17 protein-coding genes and 5 tRNA genes are annotated in these 16,685 nt (G+C 32.4%); 11 read left to right on the top strand and 11 right to left on the bottom strand.

Going from position 1 to position 16,685, the window contains the following annotated elements; genetic code table 11:
* The first annotated feature begins 71 nt into the window (after positions 1 to 71).
* The 5 genes from CIT01_04025 (at position 72) to coaBC (ending at position 5,047) form a co-directional block, all read left to right on the top strand.
* Positions 72 to 1,304, top strand: coding sequence for a hypothetical protein (locus CIT01_04025; protein ID AXV37423.1), 1,233 nt, complete (start codon positions 72 to 74; stop codon positions 1,302 to 1,304).
* Positions 1,255 to 1,479 carry a hypothetical protein gene (locus CIT01_04020; protein ID AXV37422.1) on the top strand — a complete coding sequence of 75 codons (225 nt, stop codon included), beginning with the start codon at positions 1,255 to 1,257 and terminating at the stop codon, positions 1,477 to 1,479. The genes CIT01_04025 and CIT01_04020 overlap by 50 nt, the downstream gene beginning before the upstream one ends.
* Entirely contained in the window at positions 1,466 to 2,638 is a 1,173-nt protein-coding gene (locus tag CIT01_04015) for a digeranylgeranylglycerophospholipid reductase (GenBank protein AXV37421.1), read from the top strand. The genes CIT01_04020 and CIT01_04015 overlap by 14 nt, the downstream gene beginning before the upstream one ends.
* Before the next feature lie 693 nt (positions 2,639 to 3,331).
* On the top strand, positions 3,332 to 3,823 hold the full coding sequence (locus CIT01_04010) for a transcription elongation factor NusA (protein AXV37420.1): 492 nt from the start codon (positions 3,332 to 3,334) through the stop codon (positions 3,821 to 3,823).
* Between the two features lie 66 nt (positions 3,824 to 3,889).
* On the top strand, positions 3,890 to 5,047 hold the full coding sequence (coaBC, locus tag CIT01_04005) for a bifunctional phosphopantothenoylcysteine decarboxylase/phosphopantothenate--cysteine ligase CoaBC (GenBank protein AXV37419.1): 1,158 nt from the start codon (positions 3,890 to 3,892) through the stop codon (positions 5,045 to 5,047).
* A 36-nt stretch (positions 5,048 to 5,083) separates the two neighbouring features.
* Here the strand turns inward: coaBC and CIT01_04000 are convergent, their stop codons facing one another.
* Positions 5,084 to 5,749 carry a fibrillarin gene (locus CIT01_04000; protein AXV37418.1) on the bottom strand — a complete coding sequence of 222 codons (666 nt, stop codon included), beginning with the start codon at positions 5,747 to 5,749 and terminating at the stop codon, positions 5,084 to 5,086.
* A gap of 467 nt (positions 5,750 to 6,216) precedes the next feature.
* Positions 6,217 to 7,437: an ATP-binding protein gene (locus CIT01_03995; GenBank protein AXV38716.1), complete on the bottom strand. Its 1,221-nt coding sequence runs from the start codon at positions 7,435 to 7,437 to the stop codon at positions 6,217 to 6,219.
* 85 nt (positions 7,438 to 7,522) lie between these two features.
* Here CIT01_03995 and CIT01_03990 point away from each other — a divergent pair, with 85 nt between their 5' ends.
* The 3 genes from CIT01_03990 (at position 7,523) to CIT01_03980 (ending at position 10,486) form a co-directional block, all read left to right on the top strand.
* Positions 7,523 to 8,422, top strand: a complete 900-nt coding sequence (locus tag CIT01_03990) for a dihydroorotate dehydrogenase B catalytic subunit (GenBank protein AXV37417.1) — start codon at positions 7,523 to 7,525, stop codon at positions 8,420 to 8,422.
* 107 nt (positions 8,423 to 8,529) lie between these two features.
* Positions 8,530 to 9,324, top strand: coding sequence for a dihydroorotate dehydrogenase electron transfer subunit (locus tag CIT01_03985; GenBank protein ID AXV37416.1), 795 nt, complete (start codon positions 8,530 to 8,532; stop codon positions 9,322 to 9,324).
* An 85-nt stretch (positions 9,325 to 9,409) separates the two neighbouring features.
* On the top strand, positions 9,410 to 10,486 hold the full coding sequence (locus CIT01_03980) for an AI-2E family transporter (protein AXV37415.1): 1,077 nt from the start codon (positions 9,410 to 9,412) through the stop codon (positions 10,484 to 10,486).
* A gap of 97 nt (positions 10,487 to 10,583) precedes the next feature.
* Here the strand turns inward: CIT01_03980 and CIT01_03975 are convergent, their stop codons facing one another.
* From CIT01_03975 to CIT01_03935, 9 genes are all read right to left on the bottom strand, one after another.
* Positions 10,584 to 11,138: a hypothetical protein gene (locus CIT01_03975; GenBank protein ID AXV37414.1), complete on the bottom strand. Its 555-nt coding sequence runs from the start codon at positions 11,136 to 11,138 to the stop codon at positions 10,584 to 10,586.
* 91 nt (positions 11,139 to 11,229) lie between these two features.
* Positions 11,230 to 11,637 (bottom strand): Holliday junction resolvase, encoded by a 408-nt coding sequence (locus CIT01_03970; GenBank protein AXV37413.1) that lies wholly within the window; start codon positions 11,635 to 11,637, stop codon positions 11,230 to 11,232.
* A 181-nt stretch (positions 11,638 to 11,818) separates the two neighbouring features.
* Entirely contained in the window at positions 11,819 to 12,118 is a 300-nt protein-coding gene (locus CIT01_03965; GenBank protein ID AXV37412.1) for a hypothetical protein, read from the bottom strand.
* A 295-nt stretch (positions 12,119 to 12,413) separates the two neighbouring features.
* Positions 12,414 to 12,489: transfer RNA gene (locus CIT01_03960), tRNA-His, on the bottom strand.
* A gap of 19 nt (positions 12,490 to 12,508) precedes the next feature.
* A tRNA-Leu gene (locus CIT01_03955) sits at positions 12,509 to 12,592 on the bottom strand.
* Positions 12,593 to 12,656: 64 nt separating this feature from the next.
* Positions 12,657 to 12,731 (bottom strand) — tRNA-Glu (locus tag CIT01_03950).
* Between the two features lie 20 nt (positions 12,732 to 12,751).
* A tRNA-Met gene (locus tag CIT01_03945) sits at positions 12,752 to 12,825 on the bottom strand.
* A 4-nt stretch (positions 12,826 to 12,829) separates the two neighbouring features.
* Positions 12,830 to 12,902, bottom strand: a tRNA-Asn gene (locus CIT01_03940).
* A gap of 190 nt (positions 12,903 to 13,092) precedes the next feature.
* Positions 13,093 to 13,524, bottom strand: a complete 432-nt coding sequence (locus CIT01_03935) for a hypothetical protein (GenBank protein ID AXV37411.1) — start codon at positions 13,522 to 13,524, stop codon at positions 13,093 to 13,095.
* A gap of 165 nt (positions 13,525 to 13,689) precedes the next feature.
* Here CIT01_03935 and CIT01_03930 point away from each other — a divergent pair, with 165 nt between their 5' ends.
* From CIT01_03930 to CIT01_03920, 3 genes are all read left to right on the top strand, one after another.
* Complete coding sequence (locus CIT01_03930; GenBank protein AXV37410.1) at positions 13,690 to 14,682, top strand: radical SAM protein; 993 nt, start codon at positions 13,690 to 13,692, stop codon at positions 14,680 to 14,682.
* A 242-nt stretch (positions 14,683 to 14,924) separates the two neighbouring features.
* Positions 14,925 to 16,274 carry an Asp-tRNA(Asn)/Glu-tRNA(Gln) amidotransferase GatCAB subunit B gene (gatB, locus tag CIT01_03925; GenBank protein ID AXV37409.1) on the top strand — a complete coding sequence of 450 codons (1,350 nt, stop codon included), beginning with the start codon at positions 14,925 to 14,927 and terminating at the stop codon, positions 16,272 to 16,274.
* A 99-nt stretch (positions 16,275 to 16,373) separates the two neighbouring features.
* Positions 16,374 to 16,601: a hypothetical protein gene (locus CIT01_03920; GenBank protein ID AXV37408.1), complete on the top strand. Its 228-nt coding sequence runs from the start codon at positions 16,374 to 16,376 to the stop codon at positions 16,599 to 16,601.
* Positions 16,602 to 16,685 lie beyond the last annotated feature (84 nt).

The following is a 16,685-nucleotide window of genomic DNA, read 5'->3' as shown; positions in this document are numbered from 1 at the left end:
GCATTATTATATTAAAAAAGCCGTATTTTATCAGTTTTAATGAGATGTACTAGTAGAAATGGAGCGTTGAAATGCAAACGGATATTCTAATAATAGGTGGTGGTTTTGCAGGATTAGGTGTTGCCTCACAAATTTGTACTAATTCCGATCTAAAGGTAACTCTTCTTGAAAAAGGAGAAATTGGAGATGAATCAAAGACTTCATCAGTTACTTTTATGAATACCCTTAATGAATTCAATTTAAATAGCGCAATTTTGCAACCGTACACAAAATATAGTTTTCGAAGTGAAAGTGGGCTTTCTGCATGTTATGAAACATCCAAACCTATTTTAGCACTTATAAATTATAGAAAAGCTTCTGAAATACTTTTAAAAAAGGCAATGTTGGGAAATTTTGAATTATATGAGAAAACCCCTGCAATAAATTTTTCAGTAGATGGCGAAGAGATTGTCGTAGCCACCCAAGAACATGTACTAAGCACTAAAATTCTGGTAGATGCAACAGGTAATGCTTTTTTTTGCGGAAAAAAACTTGAAATGAAATTACCAAGCTTTTTTCAACACTCTTATGGATATGCGTTCAAAAATAGTGATATCAAATTATTTAATGATTTTTGTCTATTTGGTGGAGATCATAGTCCTGGTGGGGGATGGTTCTATCCTGGCAAGGATGGAATCGCGAAATTTGGCACTTGTGTTGGTAGCAAAAACCCAAATTTTCCAGAAAATACTTTGAAAGATTACTTAAAATATCTAATAAAGTATTTTAAACCATATAATAGCGCATTAAAGAATGCCCAAACTCTGCGCGTGGAAAAAGGAACAATTCCTATTGGTTGTAGTAAAAAGCTTGTAAATGGAAGGGTCATGTTTATAGGGGATTCTGCAGGAATGGCCACGCCATGGGGCTCTGAAGGACTTCGACCAGCTCTTGAAACCAGTATTTTATGTGCAAAATCAATTATAAATGCATTTGAAAACGAAAAATATTTCGATTCTAATATTTTAGAGTATCAAAACCAATGGAATAATTTCAACAAAAAAGTATACAATGCGAATATTTCTTGGTCAAAAGTAAAATATAAGTTAGGTAATAGTGGGTGGGATGCTATAATCAAAAAATATCATGATGATGATGTAGAAAATGTCATAAATAGAATTAAAACGGGTGAAGGTATTAATATAACCAAATTAATCAAAATAAAGCTTTTATTGATGAAATTAAATTTAAATAGCTTTTTTGGAGAGATGAATTATGAGTCGCGACAAAAAAATAACTATAAAGAAAAAAGTGATAAAAATTAATAAAAATGAATGTTTTTCTTGTGGAGCTTGCATCGCTGTTTGTAAATCCAGTGCAAACGAGATTGTTGGAACGGCAGTAAATATAAAACAAAATAAATGTGATTTGTGTTTGGCTTGTCTTAGAACCTGCCCTATTTCTATTATTGAAATGGAGGAGTTTTGTGATAGATTATGACGTTGTAGTTGTTGGTGCAGGCCCGGCTGGAAGTATGGCAGCAAAAACTGCGGCTGAAAACGGCTTAGATGTGTTATTGCTTGAAAAAAGACCAGAAATTGGTATTCCTGTGAGATGTGCAGAAGGTGTTGGCAAAGAACACTTTGAAAAACTTGTAAAAGTTGATAAAAAATGGGTTGCTGCTGATATTAGCGGGGCTAAAATATATTCTCCTGATGGGACTGAAATAATATTAAAAGAACAATTTGCTGGAAATGAGGTTGGATACGTTCTTGAAAGGAAAATATTTGATAGACATCTCGTAAAACTCGCGGCTAATGCTGGTGCTAACGTAATGGTTAAAACAACGGCGGTCGGGTTAAAAAGGAGTAGTAAATTTAGAACTGCTGAAGTGACTATTCAAAAAATGGATGAAATTGACAGTATTGAAACTAAAATAGTGATTGGGGCTGATGGTGTGGAAAGTCGTGTAGGAAAATGGGCAGGAATAGATACTACACTCGCCTTAAATGAAATAGAGTCATGTGCGCAGTATCAATTGACTAACTTAGATATTGATCAAAATTATTGCTATTTTTGGTTAGGGAATACTTCTGCTCCAGGAGGATATATATGGTATTTTCCTAAGGGAAAAAATACTGCTAATGTTGGTATAGGTGTTTTACCATCAAAAGCTAAAAGAAATCCTAAATATTACTTAGATAATTTTATAAGTAATAAATTTCCTGAAGGAGAAATAATTGAATTTGTTGTTGGCAGTGAACCAGTCAGTCCCCTTGAAAGTGCTGTAGCTGACAATGTAATGTTAGTAGGTGATGCAGCTAGACATGTGAATCCCATAACTGGAGGAGGTATTGTAAATGCATTGGTAGGGGGGTTATTTGCCGGTATTGTTGCCACAGACTCCATAGAAAAGGGAAATTACCATGCAAAAGCTCTTAAAAAATATGACGATTTATGGAAAAATGATTTTGGTAAGAAACTTGTTCGATATACTAAACTTCAACATAAACTTATTGAAATGGATGATGAAACTCTTAACACAATATTTCATAGTATAAGTGATTCTAAGACAAAAGAAGCAAGTTTAAAAAAACTTATTATTGATCTAATAAAGAAAAACCCTAAGTTGCTATGGGATCTAAAAGATGTAATTTAAATTTATATCTTGTAGAATAACAGTTGACCATATGTAAAAGCAATATTTTTTAAAGAAAATGAAGGAATATTATAATTCTATACTTACTTCATTGAAGTTGCAATAATTATTACATTCTCATAAAAACAATAATATCTTGTTTTTCAACTATGTGATGTATCATTTTGTTATTGGAATCAACTAGAAACGGTTATATACGCTTTTTCTATAATATGGAGTATCTTATTTTTTTTGTGAAATACACATTAAGTTAAAAGAATCAAGTTAAAAGAATCCCAAAAACGATAAAGTTATATTTGATGTCATTCTATGTTTAGATAGAGAGTAGTCATCTTAACTCAAATGTCATGTTAACCGTTTTTTTGATTTTACTTACATTTTAAGATGTAAAATAAACAGATTATGGCATGTTAGGATAGTTTGCTCATTTTATTGCTTTAATCTTATTAATAATGGACCTAGGGAAAGTTTGGTAAGATTATGTTAGCTATAAGCTAAGTATTAAATTCTCATAGGAAAGAGGACTATCTGAAAGATTATTTTCCCAAAATTAGGCCGAGTAATATCTTATTAAAACAGGTAGCCTAATGCAGTTTAGGTCATAAGTAGGGAGTTTAAGTTATTAATTCAGTTAGAAGGTTCGACTAGGGAGTAAATTGTCACTTTTATCAAAGAAAATAAGGAGGAATGCGAATGGTATTACCAGTATGCGATGTCTGTTTAAAAAGTGGAATGTTATGTCAGGGATGTGAAAACAAGTTAAAAAGTGGTGAAATAAGCCAGATCGACTTGGACATTGCAAAATTATTATACAAAGTTGGTGAGGGAAAAATTGGATTTAAAAAGACCATAGAAATTGGAGACGTTGTTATAATAGTTACCGAGAAGGATCAGGTTGGAAAACTGATCGGTAAAGGTGGAAAGATTGTAAGGGCCATAACAAAAAAGATTGGAAAAAAGGTCCGTGTAGTTGGTGAAAATTCTGATCTCAAATCAGTTTCAACTGATATATTAGCACCAGCAAGAATTTCTGGGATTAACATTGTCTACGGTAAAGATGGAAAAGAAAAATACAAAATAAGAGTCATGAGAGAAGATGCTCGCAGAATTCCAGCCAAATTAAGCGTTTTAAATGATATTATACAAAAATTAACCAATGAGGAAACTATTATCGTGGTTGATTAAACCCTCAAATATTTTTATTAAAATCAAAGTTCATAAAAATATTTATAATAAAAAATTGCGGATAACATGGAAATTATACTTTGTGTTACTGGGAGTATAGCAGCAATAGAGTCGGTAAAACTTGCACGTGAACTCAAAAGGCAAGGTGCAAATGTAAAATGTTTCATGAGTGATGAAGCATGCCATATAATTCACCCTAATGCTATGGAGTTTGCCACTGGCGAGAAAGTTGTCTTAAATCTTACCGGTGAGATCGAGCATGTGAAATATGCACAGGCAGATCTGATTATCGTAGCACCTTCAACTGCAAATTTAGTCAGTAAATTTGCTTATAAAATTGCAGATAATCCCATAAATGCTTTGTTAATTACAGCTTTTGGTTATAAAACGCCTATTTTAATGGTCCCATCCATGCACAATTCCATGTATAAAGCAATTGTGGAAAATATTGATAAATTAAAAAGCCAAGGGATAAATTTTGTTAAGCCAAAAATAGAAGAAGGTAAGGCTAAATTTCCTGAAATAGATGATATTGTATTACATTCTTTACAGCTAATGTCTGAAGGTGAACTGCAGGGTAAGAAGGTACTGGTGACTGCCGGCGGAACTTTTGAAGAGATAGATCCTATCAGAGGCATCACTAACCGAAGTTCAGGAAAGATGGGAGTTGAAATTGCTAAACAGGCTTTCATAAAGGGTGCAGAGGTGACCCTTGTTTATGCTAATGTTTCAACAGAGATACCTAAATCATTTAAATCTATAAAGGCAGAATCCGCTAATGAAATGTACCAGATTATAACTCAACTGGTGGAAAATCAGCATATTTTTATCTCAGCTGCAGCTGTTTCTGATTTTACCATTAAAAAAGGATCAAGAGATATTAATCTTAAAATCTCATCAGATGAAGACTTAACCCTCAAATTGGAGCCTACCGCTAAAATAATAAATGCTGCCAAGGTAATTAATCCTGAAATATTTCTCATTGCTTTTAAAGCAGAGTATAATCTAAGCAAGGAACAATTAATTGAAAAAGCTTCAATGAGACTCAAAGAGTCTAATGCAAACATGATAGTTGCTAACGATGTTTCTAATGAAGAAACTGGTTTTGGATCAACTAAAAATCAGGTCATAATAATAGATGATGAAATCACCAAAACTTCTTTATCTTCAAAAGAAAATATTGCCCAGATAATTATTGAAAGAATAATAAAAAAGCTTTCATAAATCTGTTTAATAAAAATCTTAAACACTCTTTTCCATTTAAAAGTCTATCTGACATAAAAATGCCATATGATCCTTTTCATAGGGTTTCAAATCTATTTTTTCAGTTATTTTGAACCCTTTTGATTTTAATTTTGATTCTTCCTCTTTAAAAACTTTTTTAGGATTTTTAGTCACATCTATGCTTCTAGATTTTAGAGTTATTATTCCATAACCTTCTTCTTTTAGATATAAACGCATATTATCCATGAAAAGTTCTGATTGTTTGGGTTGGGCAACGTCACAATAGATCATATCTACTTTTTCAAGCATTGGAAGGTAATTAAGTGGCTTGGTGGCATCATCCAATATAGGTATCATATTTTTGCGATTTTGACATACTTCCATCAAATTTCTCATTATTCTTGGCGAAAATTCTACACAGTATACAATGCCTTCATAGGCTATATCTGATATATGTGATGGTGTTGTACCTGCAGAAGCACCTAAATATAAAATTTTAGATTCTTTTGTTATTGGAAAATTGCTCAGACCATTTTTTATTGCAGCGCATAGTTTTGATCTGCGGGGATCCCATATTCTATATTCAGCATCTTCCACTTCCAACAATTTTTCTCCATAGACTTTAATACCTGGATTGATGTTTGCAGTGGCAATACTATTGTTTATTTGAAAAACACCATTAAATTTTTCATTTATTTCCATTATACTTCCTCTAAATAGTCTAATTGTAATATTTATATTCTTTTGATATACTACACTTATCTAAACATTTTTAAGTGTCCAAAATTTTGTTGAATTCTCTGTTTCACATGCATGGAAAATCGTAGTGCAAATATTGGCCAAGATTATACAAATAATGCTTGATATAATAAATAGTACGGGCAATACTCCTTTCAATACAAATAGCTTCCTTATATTATATCAATAGTTATGATTATTCAGGATGTTAAGTTCAATTCCGTGCCCATCATGATGTATTGTTAGTCCAAATATGGAAATTTCAACTTTGAAACCCAATTATTTATCCATATTTGTTAATAAATTTCTACCTAATTCAACTAATAATACATTTTAATGATTTAATTTTAAACTTTAAATCTTTAACAAAGGATATAGCACTTTATACTTGAAATTAACTTATTAATGGTTACAATATCATTTTTAATAGATTAATAATAGTAGTCTTTGACCTGCTTTTTTGAAATTTTATTCCGTTTCTTCTTTTTTTTAGTTTTTTTATTTTTATCTATCTGCCCTTTTTTAGACCTTTTAGGGAATGGATTTGCTTTTTTAATTTCCTCTAACTTTTCATTATATTCTTCTTTTATACTGGGATCATATTCTCCAGAAAAAACGTCCTTTCGAATGGCAAGTGCTATTTTTGCAGCCAGTGCTCTGGCAACTTTTCCCCTGATCCACCATTTGGAACTTCTAACATCAGGGTGCTGATAGATTAAACCATGTTTAGGTGGTCTTTCCCCTGTTTTTTTGTGCCTAAAAAGTGCCTTTTCAGCACCCATGATCTGTACAGTGCTGGCTGGAAGTTTTGCCAGCTTCATAGTACTGCCTGAATGAGCGATAATTTTTGCCCCCAGTGAAGATCCTACTAAATCTTTTAAGTTAGGGGCAATTTCTTCCATTTTAGTGTCAACATATTTTATCAAAGATTTCTTTGATTCTTGTAGTGATTTAATAGAAGATGCATAACTTTGCAGTATAATCTTATCATTATCTTCTAACGCAGCTCCGGAACTTTTATTCACACTATCCATATCCATATCAGGATCCAGTTGACTGCTTTCTATTATAGAACTCCTATCTCCGAATTCAGCTACCAGTTTTACATATTTTTCATGATTTTTAAGTTTATCCATTTCTGGAAAGTGAATAGCGTACCATTCCCTTATTCTTTCAATTAATTTGCCATTAGCTTCTTCCAATTCGTCAATAGCATTAATGGCTTGTATTAAAAAAACATCCTCTGCCTTTGATGCGTCTTTCAATTTGGATTGAACTATTTCCATGGATATTGAGTGTAATATATCCTTAAAATCTTCTTCAGATATGATAAATTCAGTTTCACTAAGAATACTTATCAAATTCTCCCTTAAATAGTCTCCACCTATGTTTGGACTTTTAAACTCAAATTTATCATTACCCTTGAGATTTTTATATCTTAAAAATCCTGTTTTAGTTTCTATAACTATTTTATCACATTTTTTCGTAATTTTTTTTAAAATTAACTCTTCTTCAGGTGTTAAATTTCCATCTTGAATTTTTAAATGTTTTTCAGCAATCTTTGCTTTTGGGAAAAGTTCATAATCTAAAAGATTACAATTTTCATTAAAGGCGAAAAAACCGGCAACACAATAAGTCAGATAACACTTCATGAATATTAAATCTATGTTTGAAAGATTTAAACTTTCTTTATATAATCGGTGGAAAACTATTAAAAATTTAAAGACTGGTGAAAAGATGTTAGAAACTGAATTCTGTAATCTTAAAATGAAAAACCCCACCATGTTAGCAGCAGGAATAATGGGAAACACGGCTTCATCCCTTAATTGGGCAGGTAGAAGTGGTGCAGGTGCTGTTGTCACTAAATCATTTTCTCAAGAACCTAATAAAGGCTATCCAAATCCCACAACAATTGAAGTGATTGGCGGGGTTATTAATGCCATAGGGCTTTCCAATCCAGGAGTTAATGCAGTATGTATGGAATTGGAAAAAATTGAGGGTGACATACCAAAAATCGCATCAATTTATGGAGCATCTCCAGAAGAATTTTCTAAGGTTGCATCTCAAGTCGAAACATTGGTCGACATGATAGAGCTGAATGTTTCATGTCCACACGCTAAAGAAGGTTGCGGCGCTTCTATTGGACAGGATTCACAATTAACCTATGAAGTGGTTAAATCAGTGAAAAAAACTGTTAAAGTCCCAGTTATTGCAAAATTAACTCCTAATGTAACAGATATTGTAGAAATAGCTTTGAGTGCTGAAAAAGCTGGTTGTGACGGTTTAACCCTCATCAATTCTGTGGGTCCAGGCATGCGCATTGATCTTGAAACTGCAAATCCCATATTATCCAACCGATTTGGAGGAATTTCAGGTCCGGCCATTAAACCTATAGCAGTTAAAAATGTATTTGAAGTTTATGAATCTGTTAAAGTACCTTTAATTGGAGTGGGGGGCATAATGGATTATAAAGATGCTGTGGAATTCTTTTATGCCGGAGCTAAATGTGTTCAGATTGGTACTGCAGTAATGTTTAGAGGAATGGACATTTTTAATGATATCTGCAGAGGGTTAAAAAAGTTTATGCATCGCAAAGGTATAGAATCAATAGATGAAATGGTAGGCAAGGCTCATTAATAAACTAAAAACACTAATAAAAATTATAAATTTCTTTAAATTAATATTATGGAATTTAAAGGCTTTATTACACTATGAACTTAAAATGAGATTTTCAGGCAGATAACATGAATATTCCAAAAGTAGTTAAGATTAAAAGAATAATTAAAGAGTCTGATTCAGTTAAAACCTTTATTTTTAACTGGAAAATTCAAGATGAAAAACCAGGTCAATTTATGATGGTTTGGAATTTCACTGATGAAAAGCCTATGTCCATATCATTAATAGATTCTATTAATGATGAAATGGGCATATCTATAAAAAAAGTTGGAAAATTCACTGAATCATTACATTCACTAAAACCAGGCGATGAACTTGGATTAAGAGGCCCTTATGGTAGAGGATTTGAGATAAAAGGAAATAAAATTTTGGTAATTGGCGGAGGTATTGGAATGGCCCCATTATCTGCTCTAATTGATGAAGCAACGGGACGTGGAGTAACTGTGGATGTTATCTGCGCTGCCCAGACAGAAAATGAGCTGTTATACAGGGAAAAAATGGAAAGAGCAGGAGCCTCTGTATTAACTTGTACTGATGATGGAAGTCATGGATTTTGTGGATTTCCTACTGAACTTGCTAATCAAATTCTTACAGAGTCCTCCTATGATATGATAGCTACATGCGGACCTGAAATTATGATGAAGGGCGTTTTTGATTTGGTTGATCATCATAAAATTCCTGCCCAATTTTCCTTGGAAAGATACATGAAATGTGCCATGGGGTTGTGTGGCCAATGTTGTGTGGATAACACTGGCTGGCGAATATGTGTAGAAGGACCAGTATTTACTACTGACGAAGTGAGATTAATAAGAGAATTCGCTAAATATCGACGAGATGCATCTGGAATAAAACATAAACTATAATTACAACTTTTTAGAATATCTAACACAATATTACCTAATTTTAATATTAGAAAAGAAAAATTTAAATATAGATTTCAGTGATATTATGATTTACAAATTAAAAGGAACCCTAACATCAGCTATGTTCATAGTTGTGATTCTTCTCATTTTTTCTTTGATTGTCATGATTCCTGTACTTAATATGGTTCTTATTGGGGCCATATTTGCCTATGGAATCCGTCCGATTTCTCGAAGAATTAATCCATATATAAAATATAAATCAGTATCTGTTTCAATTGCTATGATACTTGTGATTTTACCTTTGATAGCAGTAATAGCATTGTCTATCAATACATTAATCGAATCAGCCCCTTCAATTGTTTCAATGATAAAAGGACTTGATTTAAACTCTACTTCGGTTCAGTTGGTACCGTATCAAAACTATATTCCAGATAGTTTTCAATCTTACACTGATTCATTTTTAGCTACCATCAATTTACAGATAGCTGATATTTTAAAAGGACTTTTAGAATATTTAATTAATTTTTTACAGTCCATACCTATGTTAGCATTGGAATTGCTCATATTCTTCGCATCAACATTCTATTTTGCAAGGGATGGTGATAAGTTATGGGAATATGTAGAGTTTACCATACCGGGTGATAGGAAACACTTTTTTGATAGTCTTGTCAAAGAAATAGATCGAGTTTTAAAAAGTATATTCTATGGACATTTTTTAACAGCACTCATAATAGGAGTTATGGCCGCTATTGGATTTTGGTTATTGGGATATCCTTATTCTCTATTTTTAGGTGTTATAACAGGGTTTTTCCAGTTAATACCTATAATAGGCCCTTGGCCAACATACACGGCTCTAGCCATATATGATTTTGCAACAGGTAATATAGTTCGAGGAATATTAGTGCTTCTTTTTGGCTTTTTCCTTAGTGGAAGTGACATTTATATCAGACCTAAATTATCTGGTAAATACGCAGATATTCATCCATTAATTTTTATTTTAGGATTTTTATCTGGACCTCTAATTTTTGGGTTGGTTGGTTTTATAATAGGCCCTTTAATTTTAGGAGTTACCTACGCCGCAGTTATAGCGTATAAAAAAGAAAATGAAGCTGCTGTATCTAAATCAGTAAATTCTAAATCTAAAGAAAATTCTAGTGATTAATTGTTATTATGATAACTGAAAAATGGGGTGAATTACATCATTATAATAGTTTTTTACTTGAACTAATCATTTATCATTTTTAAAAAAAGTTGGGGAATTATTGAATATTGAATAATTCCTTGAAATATTGGATTATGGAGTTTATAAAATTCACTATTTCTTGCCAGATTCCCTGGTTTTGCTCATTTTTTGAAGTTCCATTTGTGTTTTCAACGTTAGAATTTTGATTACTATTTTCACTAGTTTTTAATGGAATATCCAGACTGTTCGAATTTATAGTGTATTGGTTTCCACTGGCATCTTGATAACTGACACCTACGCCTCCTATGAAGAATGGATTTGGAACAGTGGCATCAGGACCAAAATCTTCTTGAACTTCTTTATCAGTGGGTATGTATACTTTTTCAGTGAATTTTTTTGTTTCGCCCGGTTTTATTGCTCCTAAAAATCTATAAAAGTTCTGATCAGATACGCTCACTTGATAGATGGCCTGATTACCATTATTTGTTATTAAATATTCTATGGTAATGTTTTCGCCTTTAGAAGCCTGAGACGGACCTTTTTGAGTTGCGATAACATCCTGGGCAAATGCATATGAAGCACTCGACAATATTATAAGTACTAATAACGTTGATATCAAACTCTTTTTCAAATAATTCCCTCCTTTAGGCACTTGTTTTTTTAATGGTTAGGGGTATTATTATATATTTACTAAAATTAAATTTTTCCCCAAAAATAATTTATTAGAATTTAACTTGATGGCCTTTTCCTATCAATTCATCAAGTTCTAAACCTTTTTTAAAAGCTAAATCTTTATCTAACCTATAATTTTCGTTTCTTGTTACTTCAAGGTCTTCAGGACTTAAAAAAAGCCATTTTTTATATCTAAATTTTATTCCAATATAAGGTATAGCCCCAAACATATTTGAAAATTCACATAAACCCTTAACTTTTTGTGAATTGATATAGATTTTATCTCTTGATGTTGATTTTACTTCAATGGCCAGATAAATTTCTCCATTACCAGCTAAAACGTCTGGAAGTGGTTTTTTTGTTGCTCCACCTGATGCAGGGGCTCTCATGGCGGCAAAATTAGAATCCCACAACATTCTAACTAAATCACGTTCTTCTTTAGACCCTTTTTTGCTCATAGTATCATAATTTAATTATTTTAACAAACATTAAATCTTGCTATTAATTTTACACTTGAAATATAGGTCTTATATAAATAAAAAGGTTAATCTTAAAATGAAAAATAGGGACTTTCAATGGATAAAAAAATTAAAAACATTCCAAATAAAAATTATTATTATCCAAAATTGTTTATAATAACTAATGAAGGCTTTCTATTCCTGCAGCATGGAAAGTCCCATTTTTTGTAGTGTTTTTGATCCATTCGATTTCAGCATCTTTGACCACAATTTTTTTATCATTAAAGATAATATCTATTCTGGCCCCTGTGTAATTATCCTCTGGTTTGTTACTTAAAAAGCGTGAAAATGTGCCGGTATACCGATATTTGTTCTTTAAAAACCATTGGGTAACATTTACACCATCCATACGACCAATTTTTTTGCCATTTTGGATTACATCACAGCGAAGACTACCACAAGTTCTTTCCATTTTTATCATTTTACCAACTCTAAGGAAAATACACTATCCTTAGTAATTTATTTAATAATATATTATAAGTATTTTGGTTTTTTTTAAAAAAATTAAAATTTAGCCTTTTACTTCTAATGATATAAAAAGTTAGGATTTGAATGATAAATAAAGTTGTTTGTACACATTATCCTCTGGTTAATTAAGTTTATATGTAGAATTAAACTTTAAAACTAAATTCTCATTGCATTTATTTTTAATTATAGTTGTTTAAATTAATATGAATTAATTCATAAAATAGAAAAAATAGTATTTAAAATTATAATGGGGCCGGGGCCGAGATTCGAACCCGAGTCGCGGGATCCACAGTCCCGTAGGATAACCACCTACCCCACCCCGGCGAATGAATTTTATTGTCTATGCGGGGGCAGGGATTCGAACCCTGGTAGGCCTACGCCAACAGGTCCTAAGCCTGTCCCCTTTGGCCAGCTCGGGCACCCCCGCAAAATAATAAAATATTATTTTTATAATGCGGGCTGTATTAGATGTAATAATAAAATTTAAAGAATGCTCCGGCCGGGATTCGAACCCGAGTCTTCGGCTCGAAAGGCCGAAATGATTGGCCGGACTACACTACCGGAGCAATTTTTTGTATTATTTAAGTGGGCCCAATGGGATTCGAACCCATGGCCGCCCGGTTATGAGCCGGGCGCTCTACCTGGCTAAGCTATGGGCCCAGGACGCCGCCGACAGGGCTCGAACCTGTGACCAATCGGTTAACAGCCGAACGCTCTACCTACTGAGCTACGGCGGCATATGCCAAGTAAAGCCTGTTAGTTAATCTTGCAACATACTATCTTGGTTTGCAAGATTTAAAAACACAGCACTTTAAGGAAGTACAATTAGGTAGATGATCATCATATATAAATATTGTGGGTGTTTTTGAAAGACTTAATCCTCGAGTTTCTGATATTATTTGAAAGAAAAATTTTTAAGATAGTGGATTAAAAGCTGAATAAAGTGGTTACTATTAACCCGATGAGTATTACCAATGGAAACTCGATCAAAAACAACGATCCTTTCTTTGAAGCTGAAAAAACATAGAATGCTGCAATAACTGCCCCTATTATGAAGGCTATGCCGGGTATGAATCTCAACATTATGGCATAAAAAATTATAAGTAGAAGAGTTCCCAGTGCTATCACTCGCCATTCAAGGTCCCAAAGTTCTTTTTTAGATTCTTCGGGAGCTTCATATTCATATTGGGGTTCCAACGATTTTTCAGACTTTTCGATCTCTGCACCGTTTAATACTTTTTCTTTCAAAGGTTTATACGGTTTTTTTACAGTTTCTTCCAATATTATGGGTTTACCACAATTATAACAATATTTAGCATCATCCTTATTCTTTTTTCCACAGTTAGAACAGTACACCATTTATTTTCATCCTATTTCTTATTAATTTTAATTATTTTTATATGATTAACTTTGAATTAGATATGCGAATTAAATATATTAAACTACAATTTATATTAGTATGTTAATTTAACTTTATTGAATTACTGATTAATTTATTTTAATTAAATATTAGCATGGTGGAATATGAATCTCATACAAAAATTAGAAAATTTCCAGATTTTGGATCTTATTAATAAAGCAAATAAAATCACTTTAAAGGAGCATGGTAAAAATATAAGTCTTGAAAGGGCCATCTTTCTTTCATGGTGGTGTAATAAAGGGGATTGTGCTTTTTGTTACATGTCTTCACAGAAACCTAAAATTAAAGAACCTCAAAAAGCTCGAAGAAACATTAAATCCATACTGGCAGAAGCTGAATTATCCAGAAGAATAGGATGGAATATTGAATTTCTATCTGGTGGGTATGGCTCTTTTTCAACTGGTGAGATAAAAAAAATTGCAGAAGAGATATACAGTATAACTGAAAAGCCAGTATGGCTAAACATAGGAATAACTGAAGATTTAAACGAATTCGGTGAAGAAGTAACTGGTATTACTGGAGCAGTTGAAGTAGCGAATCCTGAGTTACATGAAAAAATATGTCCTAGTAAGTCGTTAAATGACATAGTAAGCATGCTTAAGGTTGCAGGGGATTTGGGATTTCAAAAAGCCATAACTATAATTTTAGGGTTGGGAGAAACCCCAGAAGATCTGAAATATCTTTTTGATTTAATCAAAGATGTGGATATTGATAGGATAACATTTTATTCGTTGAATCCTCATAAAGACACTTATTTTGGTGATAAACCATCACCAGCTTCATTATATTATGCTGGAGTAGTTTCTGCAACCAGGATAAAGTTTCCTAAGCTGAAAATAATCTGTGGAACTTGGATTGATAATCTGTCTAATATAGGTCCTCTAATTTTAAGTGGAGCAAATGGAATTACAAAATTTCCATTATTTAAAATGTTTGGGACACCTTATGGTCGTAAAGTAGAAGAAGAGATTTACTGGGCTGGAAGAAAATGTTCGGGAACCTTTACAGATATTAATTTATTAGCCCAGGGAAGTACCCATGAACAATTGGAGCCCTTTGTAAAAAGATATATTGATAAATGTCTTAATAATAAATAAAAGAATATAACCGTTTTTAAAATTTTTCAATATTAATTATTTTATTGATCAATGGAATAATCAAAGTTTTTATTGATTAAGTTAGATTTATACTAAAAATTTATCGAAAAACAATTTATGAATCATTAATGGGAACATATCAATACAGATTAGCTTATAAAATTAAATTTGAAATTTATTTGAGTATTAATCAATTAAATTAAAACTACACTTCATGTTAATAAGGAGGAATTACCATTAAAATGAAATGCGGATTGGAAATTCACGTTCAACTTGAAACTGATTCTAAACTTTTTTGTACATGTCATACAAACTACCAGGAAGCTTCTCCCAACACCAATATATGTTTTGTTTGTTTGAATCAACCTGGTGCTAAGCCTTATCCTCCCAACCAAAAAGCGATGGAAGGAGCAATAAAAATAGCTTTAATGTTGGGATGCAAAATATCTGACGAAGTAACCTATTTTATGAGAAAACACTATAATTATCCTGATTTATCTTCAGGATACCAGCGTACATCCGTACCTATTGGATATGAAGGGGAGATGAACGGGGTTAGAATTAGAGAAGTTCATATAGAAGAAGATCCAGGCCAGTACAAACCAGATATGGGTGTAGTAGATTTTAACCGATCTGGAATCCCTCTGATTGAAATTGTCACCGAACCAGATATGAATTCTCCTGAAGCAGCCAGAACATTTCTGAGGGAATTGATAAGGGTTTTAGAATATAGTGGCAATGCTCGTGGTGAGGGAACCATGCGGGCGGATGTTAACATTTCTCTTGAAGGAGGTAAAAGAGTTGAAATCAAAAACATTAACTCTATTAAGGGCGCTTTCAAGGCATTGAAGTTTGAAATGGTACGTCAGAAGAACCTTATCAATAGAGGAGTTACCATAAAACAGGAAACACGGGCTTTTCTTGAATCACAAATGATAACAGTATCTATGAGGCTTAAAGAAGAGGCTGAAGATTATCGTTATATCCCTGATCCAGATCTACCTCCTATGATAGCACAGGAAGAACAAATTGAAGATATTAAAGAAAAAATGCCTGAACCACCACATATTAAGACGCAAAGGTTCGTTGAACAATATGGAATTGAGGAACAACATGCCAAGGTACTAACATCTGAATTGGAACTGGCTGATGCTTTTGAAGAAGTGGCAAAAAATGTTGATCCTGATTTTGCAGCTTTATGGATGAGAGACGAGCTAAAGAGAGTGATTTATTACAATAAAATGACATTTGCTCAAAGTGGTATAACTCCTTCACAGATTACTGAGCTTTTGAAGTTGCTTGAAGATAAAAAAATAACCACTAAGGCAGCTCAAAGAATTATTGAAAATATGCCTAATAATCCATCAAGACCAGGTCAGATTGCAGAGGAATTAGGATTAATAGGTGTAATTGAAGATGAAGGAATCATTAAAGCTGTTAAACAAGCAATAGATGAAAATCCACAGGCAGTTGAAGATTATAAAGAGGGAAAAAAGGAATCTTTGAATTTCTTGGTGGGTCAAGTCATGCGCCTCACTCGGGGAAAAGCAGAGCCGGCTAAGACAGTAGAAATGCTTAAAGAATATATTTAAACTAGTTATATTTTGATTAATTAGATTTATTGAGTATAAATGAAATTATTCCATCATAAATTTTATTAATTCATTATTATGTTGGTTAGATGGTTTTAAATGGCAAAAAATATATTGAACATGATTTTATGGCATCCTGACATGAAAATTGCAGATTGTGAAGTTACATATCTACATAGAGGTGCACGTGGAAACCTCAAAACTATTCAAGGTTCTAAAATTAAAAAACTGGAAAGGGGATTTATAGTATTAGATGATGAAAATCAGATCCCATTACACAGAATAATTAGAATAGAATGCAGCCAGAAGATAATCTGGAAAAAATGATTATTATATTATGAATTTATAAAAAATGTGGGAATTGTAAACTAATAATAACTTTTATAATTAAAAATATACTTTAATAAGCAA

The sequence above is a fragment of the Methanobacterium sp. BRmetb2 genome, assembly GCA_003491285.1.
In the GTDB taxonomy this organism is placed as follows: Archaea; Methanobacteriota; Methanobacteria; order Methanobacteriales; family Methanobacteriaceae; genus UBA117.
The sequence above is the reverse complement of the archived record's forward strand: the minus strand, read 5'-3'. Positions and strand labels throughout refer to the sequence as shown.

What these genes read in the sequence shown, in the direction of transcription:
- CIT01_04025 (AXV37423.1), top strand. Translation starts at nt 72, where the DNA reads ATGCAAACGGATATTCTAATAATAGGTGGTGGTTTTGCAGGATTAGGT.
- CIT01_04020 (AXV37422.1), top strand. Translation starts at nt 1,255, where the DNA reads ATGAGTCGCGACAAAAAAATAACTATAAAGAAAAAAGTGATAAAAATT.
- CIT01_04010 (AXV37420.1), top strand. Translation starts at nt 3,332, where the DNA reads ATGGTATTACCAGTATGCGATGTCTGTTTAAAAAGTGGAATGTTATGT.
- coaBC (AXV37419.1), top strand. Translation starts at nt 3,890, where the DNA reads ATGGAAATTATACTTTGTGTTACTGGGAGTATAGCAGCAATAGAGTCG.
- CIT01_04000 (AXV37418.1), bottom strand. Translation starts at nt 5,749, where the DNA reads ATGGAAATAAATGAAAAATTTAATGGTGTTTTTCAAATAAACAATAGT.
- CIT01_03995 (AXV38716.1), bottom strand. Translation starts at nt 7,437, where the DNA reads ATGAAGTGTTATCTGACTTATTGTGTTGCCGGTTTTTTCGCCTTTAAT.
- CIT01_03990 (AXV37417.1), top strand. Translation starts at nt 7,523, where the DNA reads ATGTTAGAAACTGAATTCTGTAATCTTAAAATGAAAAACCCCACCATG.
- CIT01_03985 (AXV37416.1), top strand. Translation starts at nt 8,530, where the DNA reads ATGAATATTCCAAAAGTAGTTAAGATTAAAAGAATAATTAAAGAGTCT.
- CIT01_03980 (AXV37415.1), top strand. Translation starts at nt 9,410, where the DNA reads ATGATTTACAAATTAAAAGGAACCCTAACATCAGCTATGTTCATAGTT.
- CIT01_03970 (AXV37413.1), bottom strand. Translation starts at nt 11,637, where the DNA reads ATGAGCAAAAAAGGGTCTAAAGAAGAACGTGATTTAGTTAGAATGTTG.
- CIT01_03965 (AXV37412.1), bottom strand. Translation starts at nt 12,118, where the DNA reads ATGATAAAAATGGAAAGAACTTGTGGTAGTCTTCGCTGTGATGTAATC.
- CIT01_03935 (AXV37411.1), bottom strand. Translation starts at nt 13,524, where the DNA reads ATGGTGTACTGTTCTAACTGTGGAAAAAAGAATAAGGATGATGCTAAA.
- CIT01_03930 (AXV37410.1), top strand. Translation starts at nt 13,690, where the DNA reads ATGAATCTCATACAAAAATTAGAAAATTTCCAGATTTTGGATCTTATT.
- gatB (AXV37409.1), top strand. Translation starts at nt 14,925, where the DNA reads ATGAAATGCGGATTGGAAATTCACGTTCAACTTGAAACTGATTCTAAA.
- CIT01_03920 (AXV37408.1), top strand. Translation starts at nt 16,374, where the DNA reads ATGGCAAAAAATATATTGAACATGATTTTATGGCATCCTGACATGAAA.